The following is a 17540-nucleotide window of genomic DNA, read 5'->3' on the forward strand; positions in this document are numbered from 1 at the left end:
CGCCACGGGGGCCCCAGGGGGCGCGGGGACACCCCCACCTTGCCATCGGGGCGGGCGTTGAGGGGGGCCCCCCTCGCCGGGGGGCCGGTGCTCCGCGGGGGTCGCGGCCCCCCGACCCGCGACCTCGACGCGGCCCGCGTCGCCTGGGACGCGGCACGCCGCGCGCAGACGCGGTCCGCCCGGCGCCGCTGACCGCAGGGGGCGCCCCCGCCCGACCATGGACGGGAGCGGGGACCGACACCCGGTCGGTCCCCGCCCGCTCGTTCCTGCTGCCGCCGCTCAGGCCGTGCGGTCCCGCGTCCCGGCCACGGAGCTGGATGCGCTCCAGATCGCCAGGGCCGCGATCACGATGCCGGTGATCACCTGGTTCCACACGCTCAGCGCAGTGACGCCGGTGTGCAGGTTCGGGAGCCACGGAGCGACGATCATCCACGCTCCGAGCACCAGGTTGACGAGGCTGAGCATCATCGTCGAGATGGGCGCGAGCATCCGGCAGAGGCCGATGAGGGAGACCGCCACCCCGACCGCGACCTCGTTCCAGGTCGCGCCGGTCTGGCCGCTGTAGCCCGCGACCCACGGCGCGACGATCAGCCAGAGGCCCGCGAGGACGTTGATGCCGCTGGACGCGCTGACGATCGCGCCGGCTCGGCCGACGGCACCCCCTCCCGGAACGACGTCGGGGGCGGCGAAGCCCCTGGTGATGCGCTCGAACTGCGCGTCCGTGTCGTGCGTCCGCTGCACGGGCTGTCCGGTTTCGGTGTTGATGCGCTGGCTCATGTCCTGACCGTCCTTTCGTCGTCGGAGGAACCAGTGCACGTCCTGCGTCTGAGCCTCAGGCGGCAGTTCGGTCGGTACGCCCTGACCGTCCGGCAGCGCCAGATCGATTCGACCACTGATCAGGCACTCCGCGCCTCGGCTCGCTGCCGCGGATCCGACGGCGGCACGACGGGCCTGTCGAGTGGTTGACATCGGAGCACCGACCGGCCAGGCGTGTCGCCGCGGAATCCGTCGATCAGGCGAGCCGGCGCTTCACCGCCGCAAGGCGGCCGCCTCCTGTGGCCGAGAGCGCCACCGCGGCGCCACCGAAGAGCAGCGACATCACCGCCGCCGACCTGCCGAGACCGATGCGCTCGCCCAGACCGCGCCACACGCCGAGGGAGCCGAACAGGAGGGCCATCATCCCGGCGATCGAGGCACCCCCGAGCAGGCCCGCACCCGCGGCGCCCTGCTTGGCGGACCCGGAGAGGTCCTGCTTCGCCGCATCCAGCTCCCTGCGGACGAGGCCCGAGACGTCCTCCCCCATCCGCTGGGCCAGATCCCCCAACCCGTCCTGGGCTCCTGCGTCGTTCTTCGCGTCCGTCATCTCGTCCCTCCGTTCGTCGTCGTGCACGACCACCGGCCGGTCCGGTCGGCTTCCGGTCGCCGGCCGAGGGTGCGCCTGCAGTTCGAGAGACGCCCGAACGCGCGGTGTGAGGGCACGGACTCCTCCGCGCCCGGGGCGCGGGACGTGTGGCGGAGGCAAGACGCAGAGAACCCGGCCCGACCAGGCCTGACGCCTGGTCGATCCGGGTTCGTGCGATGGGGTGGCTCCCCGACTTGGACTCGAACCAAGAACCTGCCGGTTAACAGCCGGCTGCTCTGCCAATTGAGCTATCGAGGATCAGCGGTGGCGCACCACCGCGGCCAGACGAGTGTAGCCCACCGGCCGGCGCAGGCCCGACGGCATCGACCGCGTGGCGCGGCGGTCAGCGCGTGGCCGGCACGCTGATCGCGCCGGTGCGGAGGAAGTAGTCGTCTCGCAGGCCGCGCACGTACGGGTGGGTCGGGTCGGCGAGCACCTGCTCCGCGGTGCCTGCGGCGATGAGCAGGCCGCGGTGCATCACCAGGACCCGGTTCGTGGTCCGGTGCATCACCGCTGCGTCGTGGCTCACGATCACGGCGGAGAACACCCGCTCGCGGTGCAGCTCGAGCAGGGTGTCCAGCACCGGCCCTCTCGTCGCCACGTCGACGCTCGAGGTGGGCTCGTCCGCGATCCAGAGCATGGGCTGCAGGATCAGCGACCGCGCGATCGCGACCCGCTGCCGCTGGCCCGCCGAGAGCTCCCACGGGTAGCGCGACATGATCGCGAGCGGCAGCTGGACGGCGTCGACGAGCTCGGCCGCGCGGACACCGGCGTCGCGCTGGTCGAAGCGGCGGTCGCGCTCGAACAGCGGCGCCGTCACGTTCTCCGCCACGGTCAGCCCCGGCACCAGGGCGCGTCCCGCGTGCTGCGGCAGGTACCCGACCTGCGCGCCGAGCACGCGGGTGGTGGCACGGCCTGGCCGTTCGACCCGCATGCCGAGCACGGAGGCGGACCCGCCCACGACCCGCGGGCCGCCCTTCGCGGTCGTGCGTCCCGCGAGCACCTGCGCGAGGGTCGACTTACCTGCGCCGGTCTCGCCGACGACGCCGACGAGCTCGCCCGGTTCGATGCGCAGGTCGACCCCGCGCACCGCGTCGAACCGATGCGCTCCCGGATACCCCACGGTGAGGTCGCGGGTGACGACCACTGCGCCGCTGTCGACCATCGCGCCTCCTCGTCGGTGGTCCGGAGCGTAGCCCGCGGGCGGCGCGCCGGGTCCGCGACACCCCAGGACTGGGGTGCTGCGCCGGTCCGGTGCGGTCAGGCGCCTCGCAGGGTGCGCCGGTCGGCCTCCACGCCGACGAGGCGGCGGCGGAGCTCCCGGACCCGGTCGGCGTCCGCGGCGCCCTCCGTCCGCTGCAGCTGCCGCACGAGGTCGGCCTTCTGACGCAGGAGGTGGCGGTCGACGAGCGCAGCCACCGTCGCCTTCGCGGTGCGGGTCAGCTGGTCCTCCTGGCCCTCGCGGACCGGCAGGGGCAGGAAGGCGAGCTCCTGCACGATCGGGGCGATCGGCTCCGGGACCTCTGCGGTGAGGCGCTCCAGCCAGCCGGCTCCGCCGAGCTGCGCGAGCTGCGAACCGACCGCGTCGCGCACCACCGCGAGCGTCGCGTTGTGGAACCCCGCCTCCGTCGACCGGCGGATCAGATCCCCGCCGACGAGGTGCGGCACCTGCACGATCATCATCAGCGCCTCCCGCTCGAGCCGGGTCGCCGGATCGTCGGGGAGCGCCCGGAGGGAGGCGGGCGGCCTCGGCGGCCGCTGCGGCGCTTCCGCGTCGCGCGAGCCGCGGCGGTCGGGCGGTGCCGTGGCCGGGCGGTTGCGCCCGCGCTTCACGGCGCGCTCGACGGTCGGCAGGTCCATCGCGAGCCAGCGGGCGAGGAGGCGCACGTAGGCGGGCCGCACGTTGTCGTCGCGGATCGTCGCGACGATCGGCACGGCGGCCTCGAGCGCGGCCACCTGCCCCTCCACGGCGTCGAGGTCGTGCATGTCGAGCACCCGCCGGATCATGTACTCGAACATGGGGTGCTTCGCCTCGAGCATCGCCCGCACGGCCGCGTCGCCGCGCTGCGCCCGGAGGTCGCACGGGTCGAGGCCGTCGGCGCCGACCGCGACGAACGTGCGGGCGGAGAACCGCTGCTCCTCCGCGAACGCGCGGACCGCGGCCTTCTGCCCCGCGGCGTCGGGGTCGAAGGTGAACACGACCTCGCCGTTCGCGCTCGCGTCGTCGCCGAGCACCCGGCGGATGACCTTGATGTGGTCCGCGCCGAACGCGGTGCCGCAGGTCGCGACCGCGGTCGGGACACCGGCGAGGTGGCAGGCCATGACGTCGGTGTAGCCCTCGACCACGACCACGCGGTGCTCCCGGGAGATGTCGCGCTTCGCGAGGTCGAGCCCGTACAGGACCTGCGCCTTGTGGTAGATCGCGGTCTCGGGGGTGTTCAGGTACTTCGGGCCCTGGTCGTCCTCGAGCAGTCGACGCGCGCCGAACCCGACGACCGCGCCGGTGAGGTCGCGGATCGGCCACACGAGCCGCCCCCGGAAGCGGTCGTAGACGCCCCGGTCGCCGCTCGACACGAGTCCCGCCGCGGAGAGCTCCGCATCCTGGAAGCCCTTGCCGCGCAGATGCTTCGTGAGGGCGTCCCACGACTTCGGCGCCCAGCCGACCCCGAAGTGCGCCGCCGCGGCGGCGTCGAACCCCCGCTCCGTGAGGAACTGCTGCCCCGGCGCGGCGGCGGGAGTCGCGAGCTGCTCCGTGAAGAACTCGGCGGCGAGCCGGTTCGCCTCGAGGAGCCGCACGCGGTTCGCCGAGTCCTGCTGGGGCTGCCCGTCCTCGTACGTCAGCGTGAAGTTGATGCGGGCCGCCAGCGACTCGACCGCCTCGGTGAAGGAGAGGTGGTCCAGCTCCATCAGGAAGCTGATCACGTCGCCGTCGACCCCGCACCCGAAGCAGTGGTACCGGCCCACCGCGGGTCGCACGGTGAAGCTGGGACTGCGCTCGTCATGGAACGGACAGAGGCCCTTCAGCGAGCCGACGCCCGCCGGCTTGAGCGCGACCTGCTCCCCCACGACCGCCGCGATGTCGGTGCGGCTGCGGACCTCGTCGACGTCGCTTCGACGGATCCGGCCTGCCACGGCGGAATTCTAGGTTCGCGGGCGGACAGCCTCGGCGGCTGTGCACAGCTCGGGGTGATCTCGAGGCTCGCTCAGCGAGCCTCGAGACCACCGGACCTCAGACGGGCGGCGGCGAGGAGGCGCCTGGCCGGCAGCGTGCGCAGCCGACGAGGGAGAAGGCGCCAGGCCGGTGCGAGCGCACGGGCGAGCGGCAGCAGGTCGGGTCCGCGGCCGACGAGCGGCGCGAGCTGGGCGCGGAGCGCCGGCACCGTGCCGAACGTGGCTCGCGCGAAGGTCGGCATCACGAGTCGGACCCAGGCGGGGACGGCGCGGGCATGGACGAGCGCCCGGACGACCGACAGCGTCGCATCGTCGAAGCGCAGGACGCGCGCGGCGTCGGCGAAGGCGGCGTCGAACGCCGGGCTGGTGCGCGGCCACTCCTCCTCCGGCAGCCCGAGGGCGATCGCGAGCCGGCCGTTCCTGGCGAGCAGCTCGTCGGCCAGCGGGAGCGGGAGCGGCCCCCACACCGCCTCCACGATGCGGACGGCGGTGTCGTGGATCGTCGCCGCCACCCAGAACTGCAGCGCCGGGTCGCGGGCGTCGTAGGCGACGGGCGCGTCCGGGCCGCTCACCACCGGCCGGTGTGCGGCGCCGACCGCGCGGGCGACGCGGCGGACCAGGACGTCCTCGCCGGCCGCGACGACGTAGATGTAGGACAGCGTCCCCCAGAGCCGTCCGAGCGGGTCCGTCTCGAAGGCGCTGTGCCGGGCCACGCCGTGCCCGACCGCCGGGTGCGCGAGCTGCAGCAGGAGCGCCCGGAGGCCGCCGGCGAGCAGCACGCCCTCCAGCTGCAGCGCGGCGGCGGACGGGATGCGCCTCCCCCTCACCGCACGAGCCGCCCGTGCCACGCGAGGGCGGACTGGTCGGTGAGGCTCGCGACCTGATCGACGATGACCCGCTTGCGCGCGCGGTCGTCCTCGGCGGCCGCCCAGTCGGCGGCGAACGCGGTGTCGAGGTGCTGCGGGGCGGCGTGGAGGGTGTCCGCGAGCTCCTGCAGCAGCTCGCGCTGTCGCGCGTAGACCGGCCGCCGGTCGTCGTTCGCCATCACGAACGCCGCGACGATGCCCTTGAGGGCGGCGATCTCGGCGGCGATGCCGCGGGGCACGACGACGTCCGCACCGAACCGCACCAGGTCGTCCGCGGGGTGGGCGCGCCGCGTCGCGGACGTGGCGTTGCCGGCGAACCGGCCGATCAGCTGGCTGGTCAGGTTCTTCAGCGCGGCGTGCGCGCGCCGCGACCCGTCCCACTCCACGATCCAGGAGTCCATTGCCCTGAGCCGGTGCAGCGCCTCGACCAGCTCGTCCTGGTCGAACGCGCCCCCGACCCACGCCCACATCGCGCGGACGACGTCGCGCTGCGACGCGTTCCCGCGCAGCGCCGCCACGTCGACGGAGCCCCCCACCACGGCGTCCTCGAAGTCGTGGACCGAGTAGGCGATGTCGTCCGACAGGTCCATCACCTGCGCCTCGATGCAGGGCCGCCGCGCGGGGGCGCCCCGCCTGAGCCAGGCGAACGCGGCCTCGTCCTCCGGGTAGTACCCGAACTTGGCCCGACCGCTGGGGTCGCCGACGGGCGCGTCGAGCCCCCACGGGTACTTGACGGAGGCGTCCAGGCTCGCCCGCGTGAGGTTGAGCCCGTACGGCTCGCCGTCGGGGCCGAACACCTTCGGCTCGAGCCTGGTCAGCAGGCGCAGCGACTGCGCGTTGCCCTCGAACCCGCCGATGTCGGCGCTCCACTCGTGCAGCGCGCGCTCGCCGTTGTGACCGAACGGCGGGTGGCCGAGGTCGTGCGCGAGGCAGGCGGTGTCGACCACGTCGGGCGCGAGGTCGAGGTTGCCGGCGAGCTCCCTGCCCACCTGCGCGACCTCGAGCGAGTGCGTGAGGCGGGTCCGCGCGAAGTCGAGGCCGAGCGTCGGGGACAGGACCTGCGTCTTCGCGGCCAGCCGGCGGAGCGCCCCCGAGTGCAGGAGCCGGGCCCGGTCGCGGGCGAAGTCGCTGCGGCGGGAGGAGTGCTCCTCCGGCAGCCACCGCTCCCGGTCGGCTTCGCCGTAGCCGCGGTCGGCGTCGGTCGGTTCAGCCACCGCTCGAGTCCAGCTCGGCGCCCGCCACGACGGCCCGGTCGGCCGCGTCGAGGGTGCGGGACTCGAGCCAGCGGTCCGGCAGCGCGGGGGTCTTGGGGCTGCCCGCCCGGCCACGCTGCCCCTCAGCGGCCTCCCCGGGGTACGGCTGCTCGCGGTCGAGCTGCGCGAGCAGCTCGTCGAGGTGGGCGAGCGACTCGACCTGCGCGAGCTGCGAGCGCAGCTGACCGCCCACCCCGTAGCCCTTGAAGTACCACGCGACGTGCTTGCGGATGTCGCGGCACCCGCGGTGCTCGCCGCCGTCCGCGTCGTCGCCGAAGAACTCGACGAGCAGCTCGGCGTGGCGGCGGAATGCGTCGGCGACCTGCCCGAGGCTCGGCGGCTCCGGCGCGACGCCTGCGCCGAACGCGGCCGCGAGGTCGCCGAACAGCCACGGCTTGCCGAGGCAGCCGCGCCCCACGACCACGCCGTCGCACCCGGTCTCGCGCATCATGCGCACGGCGTCGTCGGCGCTCCAGATGTCGCCGTTGCCGAGCACCGGGACGCTCGTCACGGTCTCCTTGAGCTTCGCGATCGCGCTCCAGTCGGCGTGCCCGGAGTAGAACTCCGACGCCGTCCGGGCGTGCAGCGCGATGGAGGAGACGCCGGCCCCCTCCGCGATCCGGCCGGCCTCGAGATAGGTCAGGTGGTCGGCGTCGATCCCCTTGCGCATCTTCACCGTGAGCGGCAGTGGCCCAGCGGCCCGCACCGCGCGCTCGACGATGTCGCGGAACAGATCGAGCTTCCAGGGCAGCGCGGAGCCGCCGCCCTTGCGCGTCACCTTCGGCACCGGGCACCCGAAGTTGAGGTCCACGTGGTCGGCGCGGTCCTCCTCCCGCAGCATGGTCACCGCCGCCTCGACCGTGGCCGGGTCGACGCCGTACAGCTGGACCGACCGCGTGGTCTCCGACTCGTGGAACCGGATGAGGCGCATCGACTCGCGCGTGCGCTCCACGAGAGCGCGGCTCGTGATCATCTCGCTGACGTAGAGGCCGGCGCCGTACTCGGCGCAGAGCCGCCGGTAGGCCGTGTTCGTGATGCCGGCCATGGGCGCGAGCACGACCGGCACATCGAGATCGAGGGGCCCGATCCGGAGGGCGGGCGCGGGCGCGAGTGCCGTGGTCACGCCCCCATTCTCGCCGACGCGTCGGACAGCGCCGTCCGCTCCGCTCCTCCGCAGCGGGCGCTCGAGCACGTGAGCAGGCCGCACTCGCTTCAGCAGGCCGGAAGCGACGTCACGAGCCTGCCGAAGGAGAATCGGCCTGCTGAAGCGCGTCGGGCGCGGGGAGGCAGTCGTCGCCCTCGCACGCAGGCCCCGCCCCCGGCAGCATCGTGAACGGGCGGATCTCCGGCTCGCCGCTCACCTGGCGGCCGCCTGCTCCGCCGCCACCTGCGTCAGGGCGCCGGCGAACACCTCCGGTGCCTGCGCGCCGGAGACGCCGTAGCGCCCGTCGATGACGAAGAACGGGACGCCGCGGATGCCGTACGCGACGGCCTGCGCGAGGTCGGCCTGGACGTCGCCCGCGTACCGGTGGTCCTCCAGGGCCGCGCGGGCGGCGGCGCCGTCGAGCCCGGCAGCCTCCGCGATCGCGACGAGGTCGTCGATGTGACCGACATGGCCGCCGTCGACGAAGTAGGCCGCGAACAGCGCCTCCGTCACCTCGAGCTGCTTGCCGTTCGCCTTCGCGAAGTGCGACAGCTCGTGCGCGAGCAGCGTCTTCGTGTGCCGGATGGCGTCGTAGTGGTAGTCGAGCCCGACCTCGGCGGCGATGGCGGAGACCTGATCCGTCATCTGCTTCGCCTGGGCGACCGGGATGCCCTTGTGGCCGGAGAGGAACTCGACCGCGCTGCCCTCGAAGTCCACGGGCGTGTCCGGCGACAGCTCGAAGGAGTGGTACTCCACCTCCACGGGGACGCCCGAGGCCGCCGCGCCGGCCTCGAACTTCCGCTTGCCGATGTAGCACCAGGGGCATGCGACGTCGGACCAGACGTCGACCTTCACGGGATCCGTCACGTCGGCCGCAACCGCGCCTCCGGTCGCCGCATTCCCGCGGCTAGCGTGCACGCATGCGGGAGCGGGAGATCGTCATCGTCGGCGGCGGGATCATGGGCGCGGCCGCCGCCTGGGTGCTGGCGCGACGCGGGCGGGACGTGGTGCTCCTCGAGCGCTTCGAGGCAGGACATCATCGCGGCTCGTCGCACGGCGCGTTCCGCAACTTCAACACGAGCTACGCCGCCGAGCCGTACGTGTCGCTCCTCGTGGAGGCGCGACGGGGCTACGCGGAGCTCGGGGACGAGCTCGGCCGGCCGCTGATCGAGCCCGTCGGGCTGGTCCGGCACGGCGGCGCGCCGGAGTACCGGTCGATCGTGGCCGCGCTCGCCTCGGTCGGGCAGCGCGCCGAGCTCCTGCCGGCGGCCGAGGCGCAGGCCCGCTGGCCGCAGTTCCGGATCGACCGCGAGGCGCTGTGGATCCCGGAGGCGGGCCGGATCCGCGCGGAGGACGCGTGGCGCGGGTTCCTGGCCCGAGCCGAGCAGGCGGGAGCGGAGGTGCGCTTCGGCTCGCCGGCGCTGCGGCTGGAGGCGCAGGGCGATCGGGCCGCGGTCGTCCTGCACGACGAGACGCTCCTCGCTCGCCGGGCGATCGTCACGGTCGGTGGGTGGACCGCGAAGCTGCTGCCCGCGGCGATCCGGCTGCCTGGCCTCCGGGTCACGCAGGAGCAGCCGGCGCACTTCCGGCCGCTCGACCCCGGGCTCGAGTGGCCGACGTTCATGCACGACCTCGACCGGACGCGGCACGTCGGCTGGCTGTCGGGGATCTACGGGATGCGGACGGCCGGTGAGGGCATCAAGGCCGGCTGGCACGGCACGGGTCCGGTCGTGGACCCGGATCACCGGGACTTCGCGCCGGTCGCCGCCCAGCTCGCCGCCTTGCAGGAGTACGCCAGGACCTGGCTGCCGGGTGTCGACGCCGACGACGCCGCGCCGATCAGCTGCACCTACACGGCGACGCCGACCGAGCACTTCGTGCTCGACCGCGTCGGACCGATCGTCGTCGGCGCCGGCTTCTCCGGGCACGGCTTCAAGTTCGCACCGGCCGTCGGCCGGATCCTGGCGGACCTCGCGACGCACGACGACGCGCGCGCGCCGGCGGCGTTCGCGCTCGGTGCTCCGGGCGGCCGGATGGTCGTCTGACCGCACCTAGGCTCGTCGCGTGGGCGTCGAGCGGGTGACGGAGGCGGCGAAGACGCTCGGCATCCAGGTCGAGCTGGTCGAGCGGCCGGCCGCCGATTCGCTCGAGGGCGCAGCGGCGCTGCTCGGCCTCGACCCGTCCTCGATCGTGAAGTCGCTGGTCGTCGCACGGAGCGACGGCTCCTTCCTGTTCGCCCTCGTGCCCGGCGACCGGCAGATCGCCTGGGCGAAGCTCCGGGCCGTCGTCGGCGTGAACAAGCTGCGCCTCCCGAGCGCCGAGGAGGCACTCGCGGCGACCGACTACGAGCGCGGCACGATCACCCCGCTCGGGTCGAGCACCGCATGGCCGGTGTTCGCGGACGAGCGCATCAGCGGGCGCATCGCGATGGGCGCGGGCGCGCACGGCTTCAGCGCGTTCGTGGATGCGGCGGCGCTCGTCACGGCGCTCGACGCGACCGTGGCGGACATCTCGAACTGACCGCGGGCTCCTGTCGTCGCTGGACCGGAGGCGTCGGCTCCGGCAGAGGTCGTCGCGTCCGGCAGCGCGTTCCCTCGGTCAGCGGTGGAGCAGGCGCAGCCCCGCCTCTCCGCGGCTGAAGCGCACGAACCGGCTGGCGCCCGCGCCGGTCCTCGTCACCACGACGTGGGTCAGCGCCGGCGCGTGCTCGAACACCCGGAGCAGCCGCGCACCCGCGCGCTGCTCCGGCTCGAGCGCACGGGCGACGTACGCCTCGTACCCGGCCAGGTCGCCGGTCGCCGCGGCGGCGCCCGCGGCGAGCCCGGAGCGCAGCGCGAAGCTGATGCCCTCCCGCGTCCACGGCTCGAGCAGCCCGGCTGCGTCGCCCGCCACCAGCACCCGGCCGCGACGCGTCGGCGAGCCCGGCCGGCGCCATCGGGTGAGGTGCCCGGAGTCGTGGAGGCGCTCCCGGTCCGCGAGACCGAGGCCGTCGAGGAAGCGGGCGAGGTAGTCCCTCGTCGCGGCGCCCTCCCCCTTGCGCTGGATCACGCCGACCGTCAGGCGGTCGGCCTTCGGGAACACCCATCCGTAGGTGCCCGCGTCCCGTCCCCAGTCGAGGTGGATCCGGTGCTCCCAGTCCGCCCCGACCCCGTCGAGCTCGACCTCGAGACCCAGGTCGCTCCGCTGCACGTCGACCCCGACGTATCGGCCCACGGCCCCGGAGGTGCCGTCGGCCCCGACCACGACGTCCGCGCCGATCCGGCCGGCCGCGGTCGTCAGCGCGACCCCGTCGGCGTCCTCCTCGAGCCTCGTGACCCTTGTGTGATCGCGGAACTCGACGCCGGCAGCGATCGCGGCGTCGACCAGGGCCTGGTCGAGCACCTCGCGCCGTGCGAGCGAGAGGAACGGACGCGCCGAGCGCACCCGCCGCGCGGGGCCGCCGTGCAGCGCGAAGGACGCCGTCGCGACCGTCCGCTCGACCGCGGTGAGCGCCTCGGCCGGCAACGCCGCCAGGGAGGTCCCGACCAATCCCCCGCCGCAGGTCTTGTAGCGCGGGAAGCGGGCCGCGTCGAGCAGGAGCACGCGCGCGCCCCGCTCCGCCGCGACGCGTGCGGCGCTCGCGCCGGCCGGCCCCGCGCCGACCACGGCGACGTCCCAGCGCTCCACCACCACCCGCTCCCACCTTCCGGCCGCCGCAGGGACCCGTGCGCCGAGGCGCCCGCGGTCACCTGCCCCGATTCTCGTCAGTCGCGGACCGGCGCGGCGAACCTCGTCGTGACGCCTGGCGACACGAGCACCGAGTCCGGCGCCCGGTCGGCGAGCCCCGGGAACCCGGCCGCGTCGAGCAGCTCGTCCTCGAGGTCGAGCAGCTCGCCGCGGAACAGCGGCCACGGCTCGTGCTCGTTGCGCCAGTAGCGGGTCCCGGCCCACCGACCGACGTGCATCGCCCACCTCGCGGTGAGGAAGTCCGCGAGTGGATCCCCCTCCACCCGCTCGGTCGAGCGGCGCACGGCGATCCGGGTGCGCGGGCGCACCGCACCCTCGATGCGCTCCGACGCGTAGCGCAGCACGGCGCCGTGCCGCTCCCCGCGCATACGCGCCCACCGGTACGGCAGCCCGAGCCCGATGCGCGCCGCGAGCACCGGGAGGAGGTGCTCCGCGTCGAGGCTCCGGAACACGACGCTCCTCCTGCCGCGCTCGTCGACCGCGTACAGCCGGACGTTCGTCTCGAGGAAGCTGCCGAGCCACGGCACGGGAGGCAGCGGCGGGAAGGCGCTGCGTTCGAGGCGGAACGGGATGAGGCCGACCCAGGTGGCGCCGTCCTCCGTCGTGTCGGGCCGGGTGCCGGGAGGCAGCCATCCGACCACGGCGTCCGGGTCCACGCGCCAGTGGAGGAACACGGCGTCCCGCCACCGCTGCCGGATGACCGCGCGCGCCCGGAGGGCCGGAGCGGCCGGGGTGACCGCCTCCGCCTCCGCACCGCTCATCGACGACCGCTCAGGCGCCGACGAGGGCCTGCGCGAGATAGCCGTGCAGCTTGTCGAGGCTGACGCGCTCCTGCTGCATCGTGTCGCGGCCCCGGACCGTGACCGACTGGTCCTCGAGCGAGTCGAAGTCGACCGTGATGCAGAACGGCGTGCCGATCTCGTCCTGTCGCCGGTAGCGCCGGCCGATCGCGCCCGCGTCGTCGAACTCGACGTTCCAGTCCTGCCGGAGGTCCGCCGCGACCTGCTTGGCGAGCGGCGAGAGCTGCTCGTTGCGGCTGAGGGGGAGCACCGCCGCCTTCACGGGTGCGAGCCGCGGGTCGAGCCGCAGCACGGTGCGCTTGTCGACGCCGCCCTTCGTGTTCGGGGCCTCGTCCTCGGAGTAGGCGTCGACGAGGAACGCCATGAGGGAACGGGTGACGCCCGCCGCCGGCTCGATGACGTAGGGCGTCCAGCGCTCGCCCGCACCCTGGTCGAAGTAGCTGAGATCGGTGCCGGAGGCCTTCGAGTGGGTGCTCAGATCGAAGTCGGTGCGGTTCGCGATCCCCTCCAGCTCACCCCACTCGCTGCCGGTGAACCCGAACCGGTACTCGATGTCCACGGTCCGCTTCGAGTAGTGGGAGAGCTTCTCCTTCGGGTGCTCGAACAGCCGCAGGTTGTCGGGGGCGATGCCGAGATCCGTGTACCAGCGGTGCCGCTCGCCGATCCAGTACTCGTGCCACTGCTCGTCGGTGCCCGGCTCGACGAAGAACTCCATCTCCATCTGCTCGAACTCGCGGGTGCGGAAGATGAAGTTGCCCGGCGTGATCTCGTTCCGGAAGCTCTTGCCGATCTGGCCGATGCCGAACGGCGGCTTCATGCGCGCGGACTGCAGCACGTTCGCGAAGTTGACGAAGATGCCCTGCGCCGTCTCGGGCCGGAGGTAGTGCAGGCCCGCTTCGTCGTCGACCGGGCCGAGGAAGGTCTTCATCAGACCGGAGAACGCCCGCGGCTCCGTCCAGGCACCCGGCTGCCCCGTCTCGGGGTCGCGGATGTCCGCGAGCCCGTTCACGGGCGGGTGGCCGTGCTTCGCCTCGTACGCCTCGATGAGGTGGTCCGCGCGATAGCGCTTGTGCGTGTGGAGGCTCTCCACCAGGGGGTCGGAGAAGACCTCGACGTGCCCGGACGCCTCCCACACGCGGCGCGGGAGGATGACGGAGGAGTCGATGCCGACGACGTCCTCGCGGCCGCGGACCACCGTGCGCCACCACTGGCGCTTGATGTTCTCCTTCAGCTCCGCGCCGAGCGGGCCATAGTCCCACGCCGACCGGGAACCGCCGTAGATCTCACCCGCCTGGAAGACGAAGCCCCGCCGCTTGGCGAGGGCGATGACGCTGTCGAGCGACGTGGCGGCCACGGTTCTCCCGTTCCGGGCCTCGCCGGCTGCGGGGCCCCTGTGTGTGGATGTCCGGCAAGCCTACCGACCGCCCGGCGCGCCGATCCGGCGAGCAGTGTTGCGCCCCGTGACCGCCCGACTCCGGGTCCTGAACGGCTCCGCCTAGCGTGTCGGAACGCCGGACGGCCCGGCGATTCAGGAGCGGACGATGACCCACCACACGCGCGCGCAGCAGGCCTCGACGGCATGCGAGCAGGGCGCGATGTGCATCGACGACCGCCCGGGCCACGCGGTGACCCTGATGCACCTCCGGCTCTCGCACCTCCACCCGGGAGGCTGGGTGGACGCCGTCGTCGACGAGGTCCGGGACGACGGGGTCGTGGTGATGCGGAGGTGGACGGACGGCGAGCCCCTCCGGGTGTGGCACCACGTCGACCGCCGCGATCTGCTCGTGCCCGGCTCCGCCGTCTCGGTGCACGAGCGCTACGGCGTCCTCGCCGCCGGCGAGCACCGGCTCAACGTCGCCCTGCGCTGAGCGGGCTCAGGCGTCGGCCATCGCCGCGAGCAGCGCACTGCACGCGCCGTCGCACGCCTCGCAGGCGTCGGCGCACATCGCGCAGGTGGCGCTCTCGTCGGCGTGCGCGCGGCACTCCGTCATGCACGCCGCGCACATCGCGATGCACGCCTCGAGCATCGCGACCATCGCCGTCCGGTCCATGCCGGCCGGCCGCAGCATCATCCGCATCGTCGTGGCGCAGACGTCCGCGCACATCGCGCTGCGGGAGGCGCACGCCGCCATCCCGGCCGTGCCGCCCATCGCGTCGGCGCACATCGTGCACGCCTGCATGCACATCGAGCAGGCGTCGATCGCCTCCTGCATCGCCCGCTGATCCAGGCCCATGCCCGCCGGCATCGCCATGTCCCGCATCATCGCGGTGGTCGTCTCCATCATGTGCGCGTCCCCGTTCCCCGTGCCGACGGTCCGCCCGGACGGGCGGTGTCGCGAGCCGTCGACCGCATCCGCGCGTCACGGTAGGAACGGCGGCTTGAGATCCCCTGCGGCCGGGACACGACGCGGGCGAGCGCGGCCGGCGCGGAGGATCCGCGGTGCGACGATGGCGGCGTGGCCATCTCCGCTCGGCGCATCCTCGTGGCCGGCGCGGCGGGAGCCGGGAAGACGACGCTCGCGGCACGGATCGCCGCAGCGACCGGGTCGCCGCACATCGAGATCGACGCCGTGCACTGGCGGGCCGGCTGGACGGTGAACCCGACGTTCGTCGACGACGTGGACGCCCTCGCCGCGGGCGACGCCTGGGTGACCGAGTTCCAGTACCGCGCAGTGCTGCGGCTGCTCGCGGAACGGGCCGAGCTCCTCGTCTGGGTCCGCCCGCGCCGCGCCGTCGTGCTCACCCGGGTGCTGCGCCGCACGGTGCGCAGGCGGCTCCGCCACGAACTGGTCTGGGGCACGAACGTCGAAGCGCCCCTGCGGACGATCCTCACCGACCGGGACCACATCGTCCGCTGGTCGATGCGTACCTTCCACGAGCCGGAGGAGCGGATCCGGGAGGCGCGTCGGGCGAACCCGGGCCTCCGTCTGGTCCAGGTGCGATCAGGCCGCGACGCCGCCCGGCTGCTCGCCGCCCTGCAATCCGGGCGTGATCGGTCGATCCGGGCGTGAAAAGACGCCCGGGATGACCGATCACGCCCGGGTTCAGGGCGCGTCGGCGGTCGGGGCGTCGACCGCGCCGCCGAACCGTCGATCGCGCGCGTTGTACTGCGCGATCGCGTCCCACAGGTGCGTGCGGCGGTAGTCGGGCCAGAGCGTGTCCTGGAAGACCAGCTCGGCGTACGCGGACTGCCAGAGCAGGAAGTTGGAGGTGCGCTGCTCCCCCGAGGACCGCACGAAGAGGTCGACGTCGGGCATGTCGGGGAGGTAGAGGTGGCGCGCGATCGTGCGCTCCGTGATCGCGTTCGGCTTCAGTCGCCCGGCGGCGACCTCCTTGGCCACCTCGCGCACGGCGTCCTGGATCTCGACACGACCGCCGTAGTTGATGCACATCGTGAGGGTGAGGGTGCGGTTGTCGCGCGTGAGCTCCTCCGCCGCCTTGAGGTCGCCGATCACCGTGCGCCACAGCCGCGGGGTCCTGCCGGCCCACCGGATGCGCACCCCCCACTCGTTCAGCTGCTCGCGACGACGGCGGAGGACCTCCCGGTTGAAGCCGAGGATGAACCGCACCTCGTCCGGCGACCGCGCCCAGTTCTCGGTCGAGAACGCGTACGCCGAGATGTGCTTGACCCCGGCCTGCAGACCGCCCGCGACGACGTCGAGCAGCGACGCCTCCCCCGCCCGGTGTCCCTCGATGCGCGGCAGGCCCCGTCGGTTCGCCCAGCGGCCGTTGCCGTCCATCACGATCGCGACGTGCTCGGGCACCCTCGCGAAGGCGGGCGGGTACTCGTGGGTCCAGTCGACGGGGCGGATCGGGTCCAGCTGCACGCGGGCCATCAGAGGGTGACAGCTCGGTCGAGGTGGTGCAGCGAGCGCAGCCCGCGCTCGAGGTGCCACTGCACGTAGGCCGCGATGATCCCGGAGGCCTGACCGCGGGTCGAGGCGCCGGCCGCGTCGGCGACCGCCCAGTCGCCCGTGAGCAGCGCCCCGAGCAGCTCGAGCGCCTCCGAGGTGAGCCGCGGCGCTCCGGGAGGCGCCACCTCGTCCGCCACCACCCCGCCGAGCTGCGCGACGAAGGCGGTGTGCGGGCCGGGCGCCCCGGTGACCGCGCAGTCGCCGAAGGTCGGCGCCCAGCCGGCGATGGAGAGCGCACGCAGCAGATACGAGTCGAGCACGAGCGACGGGCCGTGGTCCCCTCGCGCGAGCGCACGGAGCGCCCCCACCAGCAGGAGGTACTGCTGCGGCGAGGCCTCGTCCGTGAGCCGGTCGGCGGTCTCGACGATCACGTTCGCGGCGGTGAACGCGGCGTAGTCCGCCGCGATCGGCGACCCGTACGAGCCGAGCGACTCGGCCTGCTGGATCACGTCGAGACTGCGCCCCTCGTAGCACTGCAGGTCGACGACCATGAACGGCTCGACGTGCGAGCCGAAGCGGCTCGACGTGCGGCGCACGCCCTTCGCGACGGCGCGGATCTTGCCGCGGTGCTTGCCGAGCATCGTGATGATGCGGTCCGCCTCCCCCAGCTGGTGGGTGCGGAGCACGACGGCTTCGTCGCGATAGGTCGGCACCGATCGATTGTCGCAGGCCTCACCGACGCCGAGGATGCTCGGACGACGAAGGGGCGCCGCGTCGCTGCGGCGCCCCTTCCCCGTCGTCGATCAGGCGGCTGCGGCGAGCGGGAACGCCCGCGCCTCCTCCAGGGAGGTGAACCGGTGGATGCTCGAGATCGAGCCGTTGCGCAGCCCGAAGGCCGAGTAGACCGTCAGGGGCGTGTTGGTGGTGTCGCTGTTCCAGGTCGCGTCCTGGGCGACGACGATGCCACCCGGCACGTCGTAGCAGTCCCGCGGCATCAGCCGCACGCCGGCCGTCTCCACCCACCTGACCATCTCGTCGCGACCGGTGGACTCGCCCTTGGGTCCCGCGACCACGACGTCGTCGGTGCAGGCGGCGGCGGCGGTCGCCCCGTCCCCGTTGTTCACCGCCACGTGCCAGATGACGATGACGGAATCGAGCGTCGAAGTCGTGAGCGTCATGGCCCCAAGGGTGCCCGACGGGGTGACGGCACGCCAGCAGCGTTCACGGAATGTTTCCTACGAGTCGCCGAAGTTCGCGCATAACGAACACATCACGACCGCTTGTTCGGGATCCATGCCCTGGAAAGCAACGGCACCCGCCTTCG

19 protein-coding genes and 1 tRNA gene are annotated in these 17540 nt (G+C 73.7%); 4 read left to right on the top strand and 16 right to left on the bottom strand.

Annotation, left to right across the window (positions count from 1 at the left end; genetic code table 11):
- Positions 1-279: 279 nt before the first annotated feature.
- The 9 genes from ACTHLI_RS04875 to ACTHLI_RS04915 all read right to left on the bottom strand — a co-directional run bounded on the left by ACTHLI_RS04875 (position 280) and on the right by ACTHLI_RS04915 (position 8703).
- Positions 280-777 (bottom strand): SPW repeat protein, encoded by a 498-nt coding sequence (locus ACTHLI_RS04875; RefSeq protein ID WP_440181902.1) that lies wholly within the window; start codon positions 775-777, stop codon positions 280-282.
- 235 nt (positions 778-1012) lie between these two features.
- Positions 1013-1363 (bottom strand): phage holin family protein, encoded by a 351-nt coding sequence (locus tag ACTHLI_RS04880; RefSeq protein ID WP_440181904.1) that lies wholly within the window; start codon positions 1361-1363, stop codon positions 1013-1015.
- 221 nt (positions 1364-1584) lie between these two features.
- Positions 1585-1660, bottom strand: a tRNA-Asn gene (locus ACTHLI_RS04885).
- Positions 1661-1745: 85 nt separating this feature from the next.
- Positions 1746-2567, bottom strand: coding sequence for an ATP-binding cassette domain-containing protein (locus ACTHLI_RS04890; RefSeq protein ID WP_440181905.1), 822 nt, complete (start codon positions 2565-2567; stop codon positions 1746-1748).
- 95 nt (positions 2568-2662) lie between these two features.
- Positions 2663-4534, bottom strand: coding sequence for a DNA primase (gene dnaG / locus ACTHLI_RS04895; RefSeq protein WP_440181907.1), 1872 nt, complete (start codon positions 4532-4534; stop codon positions 2663-2665).
- Positions 4535-4605: 71 nt separating this feature from the next.
- On the bottom strand, positions 4606-5400 hold the full coding sequence (locus ACTHLI_RS04900) for an oxygenase MpaB family protein (RefSeq protein WP_440181909.1): 795 nt from the start codon (positions 5398-5400) through the stop codon (positions 4606-4608).
- On the bottom strand, positions 5397-6653 hold the full coding sequence (locus ACTHLI_RS04905) for a deoxyguanosinetriphosphate triphosphohydrolase (RefSeq protein ID WP_440181910.1): 1257 nt from the start codon (positions 6651-6653) through the stop codon (positions 5397-5399). Before ACTHLI_RS04905 ends, ACTHLI_RS04900 begins: the two co-directional genes overlap by 4 nt.
- On the bottom strand, positions 6646-7815 hold the full coding sequence (gene dusB, locus ACTHLI_RS04910; RefSeq protein ID WP_440181912.1) for a tRNA dihydrouridine synthase DusB: 1170 nt from the start codon (positions 7813-7815) through the stop codon (positions 6646-6648). Before dusB ends, ACTHLI_RS04905 begins: the two co-directional genes overlap by 8 nt.
- Before the next feature lie 234 nt (positions 7816-8049).
- The gene (locus ACTHLI_RS04915) at positions 8050-8703 is read right to left on the bottom strand and encodes a DsbA family oxidoreductase (protein ID WP_440181914.1); all 654 of its coding nucleotides are present in this window, start codon (positions 8701-8703) and stop codon (positions 8050-8052) included.
- A gap of 53 nt (positions 8704-8756) precedes the next feature.
- Between ACTHLI_RS04915 and ACTHLI_RS04920 the strand changes: the two genes are divergently transcribed.
- A complete protein-coding gene (locus ACTHLI_RS04920; RefSeq protein WP_440181915.1) occupies positions 8757-9881 on the top strand; it encodes an FAD-dependent oxidoreductase in 1125 nt (374 codons plus the stop codon).
- 19 nt (positions 9882-9900) lie between these two features.
- Positions 9901-10356: an aminoacyl-tRNA deacylase gene (locus ACTHLI_RS04925; protein ID WP_440181916.1), complete on the top strand. Its 456-nt coding sequence runs from the start codon at positions 9901-9903 to the stop codon at positions 10354-10356.
- Positions 10357-10434: 78 nt separating this feature from the next.
- Here ACTHLI_RS04925 and ACTHLI_RS04930 read toward each other — a convergent pair whose 3' ends face one another.
- The 3 genes from ACTHLI_RS04930 to ACTHLI_RS04940 form a co-directional block, all read right to left on the bottom strand.
- On the bottom strand, positions 10435-11508 hold the full coding sequence (locus ACTHLI_RS04930; protein ID WP_440181917.1) for a geranylgeranyl reductase family protein: 1074 nt from the start codon (positions 11506-11508) through the stop codon (positions 10435-10437).
- A 71-nt stretch (positions 11509-11579) separates the two neighbouring features.
- Positions 11580-12323, bottom strand: coding sequence for a YqjF family protein (locus ACTHLI_RS04935; protein WP_440181919.1), 744 nt, complete (start codon positions 12321-12323; stop codon positions 11580-11582).
- A gap of 10 nt (positions 12324-12333) precedes the next feature.
- Positions 12334-13716, bottom strand: coding sequence for a glycine--tRNA ligase (locus ACTHLI_RS04940; RefSeq protein WP_440181921.1), 1383 nt, complete (start codon positions 13714-13716; stop codon positions 12334-12336).
- Between the two features lie 187 nt (positions 13717-13903).
- Between ACTHLI_RS04940 and ACTHLI_RS04945 the strand changes: the two genes are divergently transcribed.
- Complete coding sequence (locus ACTHLI_RS04945) at positions 13904-14230, top strand: hypothetical protein (protein WP_440181923.1); 327 nt, start codon at positions 13904-13906, stop codon at positions 14228-14230.
- A gap of 6 nt (positions 14231-14236) precedes the next feature.
- Here ACTHLI_RS04945 and ACTHLI_RS04950 read toward each other — a convergent pair whose 3' ends face one another.
- Positions 14237-14647, bottom strand: coding sequence for a hypothetical protein (locus ACTHLI_RS04950; RefSeq protein ID WP_440181925.1), 411 nt, complete (start codon positions 14645-14647; stop codon positions 14237-14239).
- A 171-nt stretch (positions 14648-14818) separates the two neighbouring features.
- On the opposite strand from ACTHLI_RS04950, the gene ACTHLI_RS04955 reads away from it, so the two are divergent.
- Positions 14819-15373: an AAA family ATPase gene (locus ACTHLI_RS04955; protein ID WP_440181927.1), complete on the top strand. Its 555-nt coding sequence runs from the start codon at positions 14819-14821 to the stop codon at positions 15371-15373.
- Positions 15374-15406: 33 nt separating this feature from the next.
- Here the strand turns inward: ACTHLI_RS04955 and ACTHLI_RS04960 are convergent, their stop codons facing one another.
- The 3 genes from ACTHLI_RS04960 to ACTHLI_RS04970 all read right to left on the bottom strand — a co-directional run bounded on the left by ACTHLI_RS04960 (position 15407) and on the right by ACTHLI_RS04970 (position 17394).
- Entirely contained in the window at positions 15407-16198 is a 792-nt protein-coding gene (locus tag ACTHLI_RS04960) for an isoprenyl transferase (RefSeq protein ID WP_440181928.1), read from the bottom strand.
- A complete protein-coding gene (recO, locus tag ACTHLI_RS04965) occupies positions 16198-16929 on the bottom strand; it encodes a DNA repair protein RecO (RefSeq protein ID WP_440181929.1) in 732 nt (243 codons plus the stop codon). Before recO ends, ACTHLI_RS04960 begins: the two co-directional genes overlap by 1 nt.
- Positions 16930-17019: 90 nt before the next feature.
- Positions 17020-17394: a hypothetical protein gene (locus tag ACTHLI_RS04970; RefSeq protein WP_440181930.1), complete on the bottom strand. Its 375-nt coding sequence runs from the start codon at positions 17392-17394 to the stop codon at positions 17020-17022.
- Positions 17395-17540: the final 146 nt, after the last annotated feature.

The sequence above is a fragment of the Amnibacterium sp. genome (assembly GCF_051956055.1).
GTDB lineage: Bacteria > Actinomycetota > Actinomycetes > Actinomycetales > Microbacteriaceae > Amnibacterium.

Bases quoted from the DNA above. Each gene is read 5' to 3' on its own strand.
- ACTHLI_RS04970 (WP_440181930.1), bottom strand. From the start codon at position 17,394: ATGACGCTCACGACTTCGACGCTCGATTCCGTCATCGTCATCTGGCAC.
- ACTHLI_RS04880 (WP_440181904.1), bottom strand. From the start codon at position 1,363: ATGACGGACGCGAAGAACGACGCAGGAGCCCAGGACGGGTTGGGGGAT.
- ACTHLI_RS04875 (WP_440181902.1), bottom strand. From the start codon at position 777: ATGAGCCAGCGCATCAACACCGAAACCGGACAGCCCGTGCAGCGGACG.
- ACTHLI_RS04890 (WP_440181905.1), bottom strand. From the start codon at position 2,567: ATGGTCGACAGCGGCGCAGTGGTCGTCACCCGCGACCTCACCGTGGGG.
- ACTHLI_RS04935 (WP_440181919.1), bottom strand. From the start codon at position 12,323: ATGAGCGGTGCGGAGGCGGAGGCGGTCACCCCGGCCGCTCCGGCCCTC.
- ACTHLI_RS04950 (WP_440181925.1), bottom strand. From the start codon at position 14,647: ATGATGGAGACGACCACCGCGATGATGCGGGACATGGCGATGCCGGCG.
- ACTHLI_RS04945 (WP_440181923.1), top strand. From the start codon at position 13,904: ATGACCCACCACACGCGCGCGCAGCAGGCCTCGACGGCATGCGAGCAG.
- ACTHLI_RS04960 (WP_440181928.1), bottom strand. From the start codon at position 16,198: ATGGCCCGCGTGCAGCTGGACCCGATCCGCCCCGTCGACTGGACCCAC.
- ACTHLI_RS04920 (WP_440181915.1), top strand. From the start codon at position 8,757: ATGCGGGAGCGGGAGATCGTCATCGTCGGCGGCGGGATCATGGGCGCG.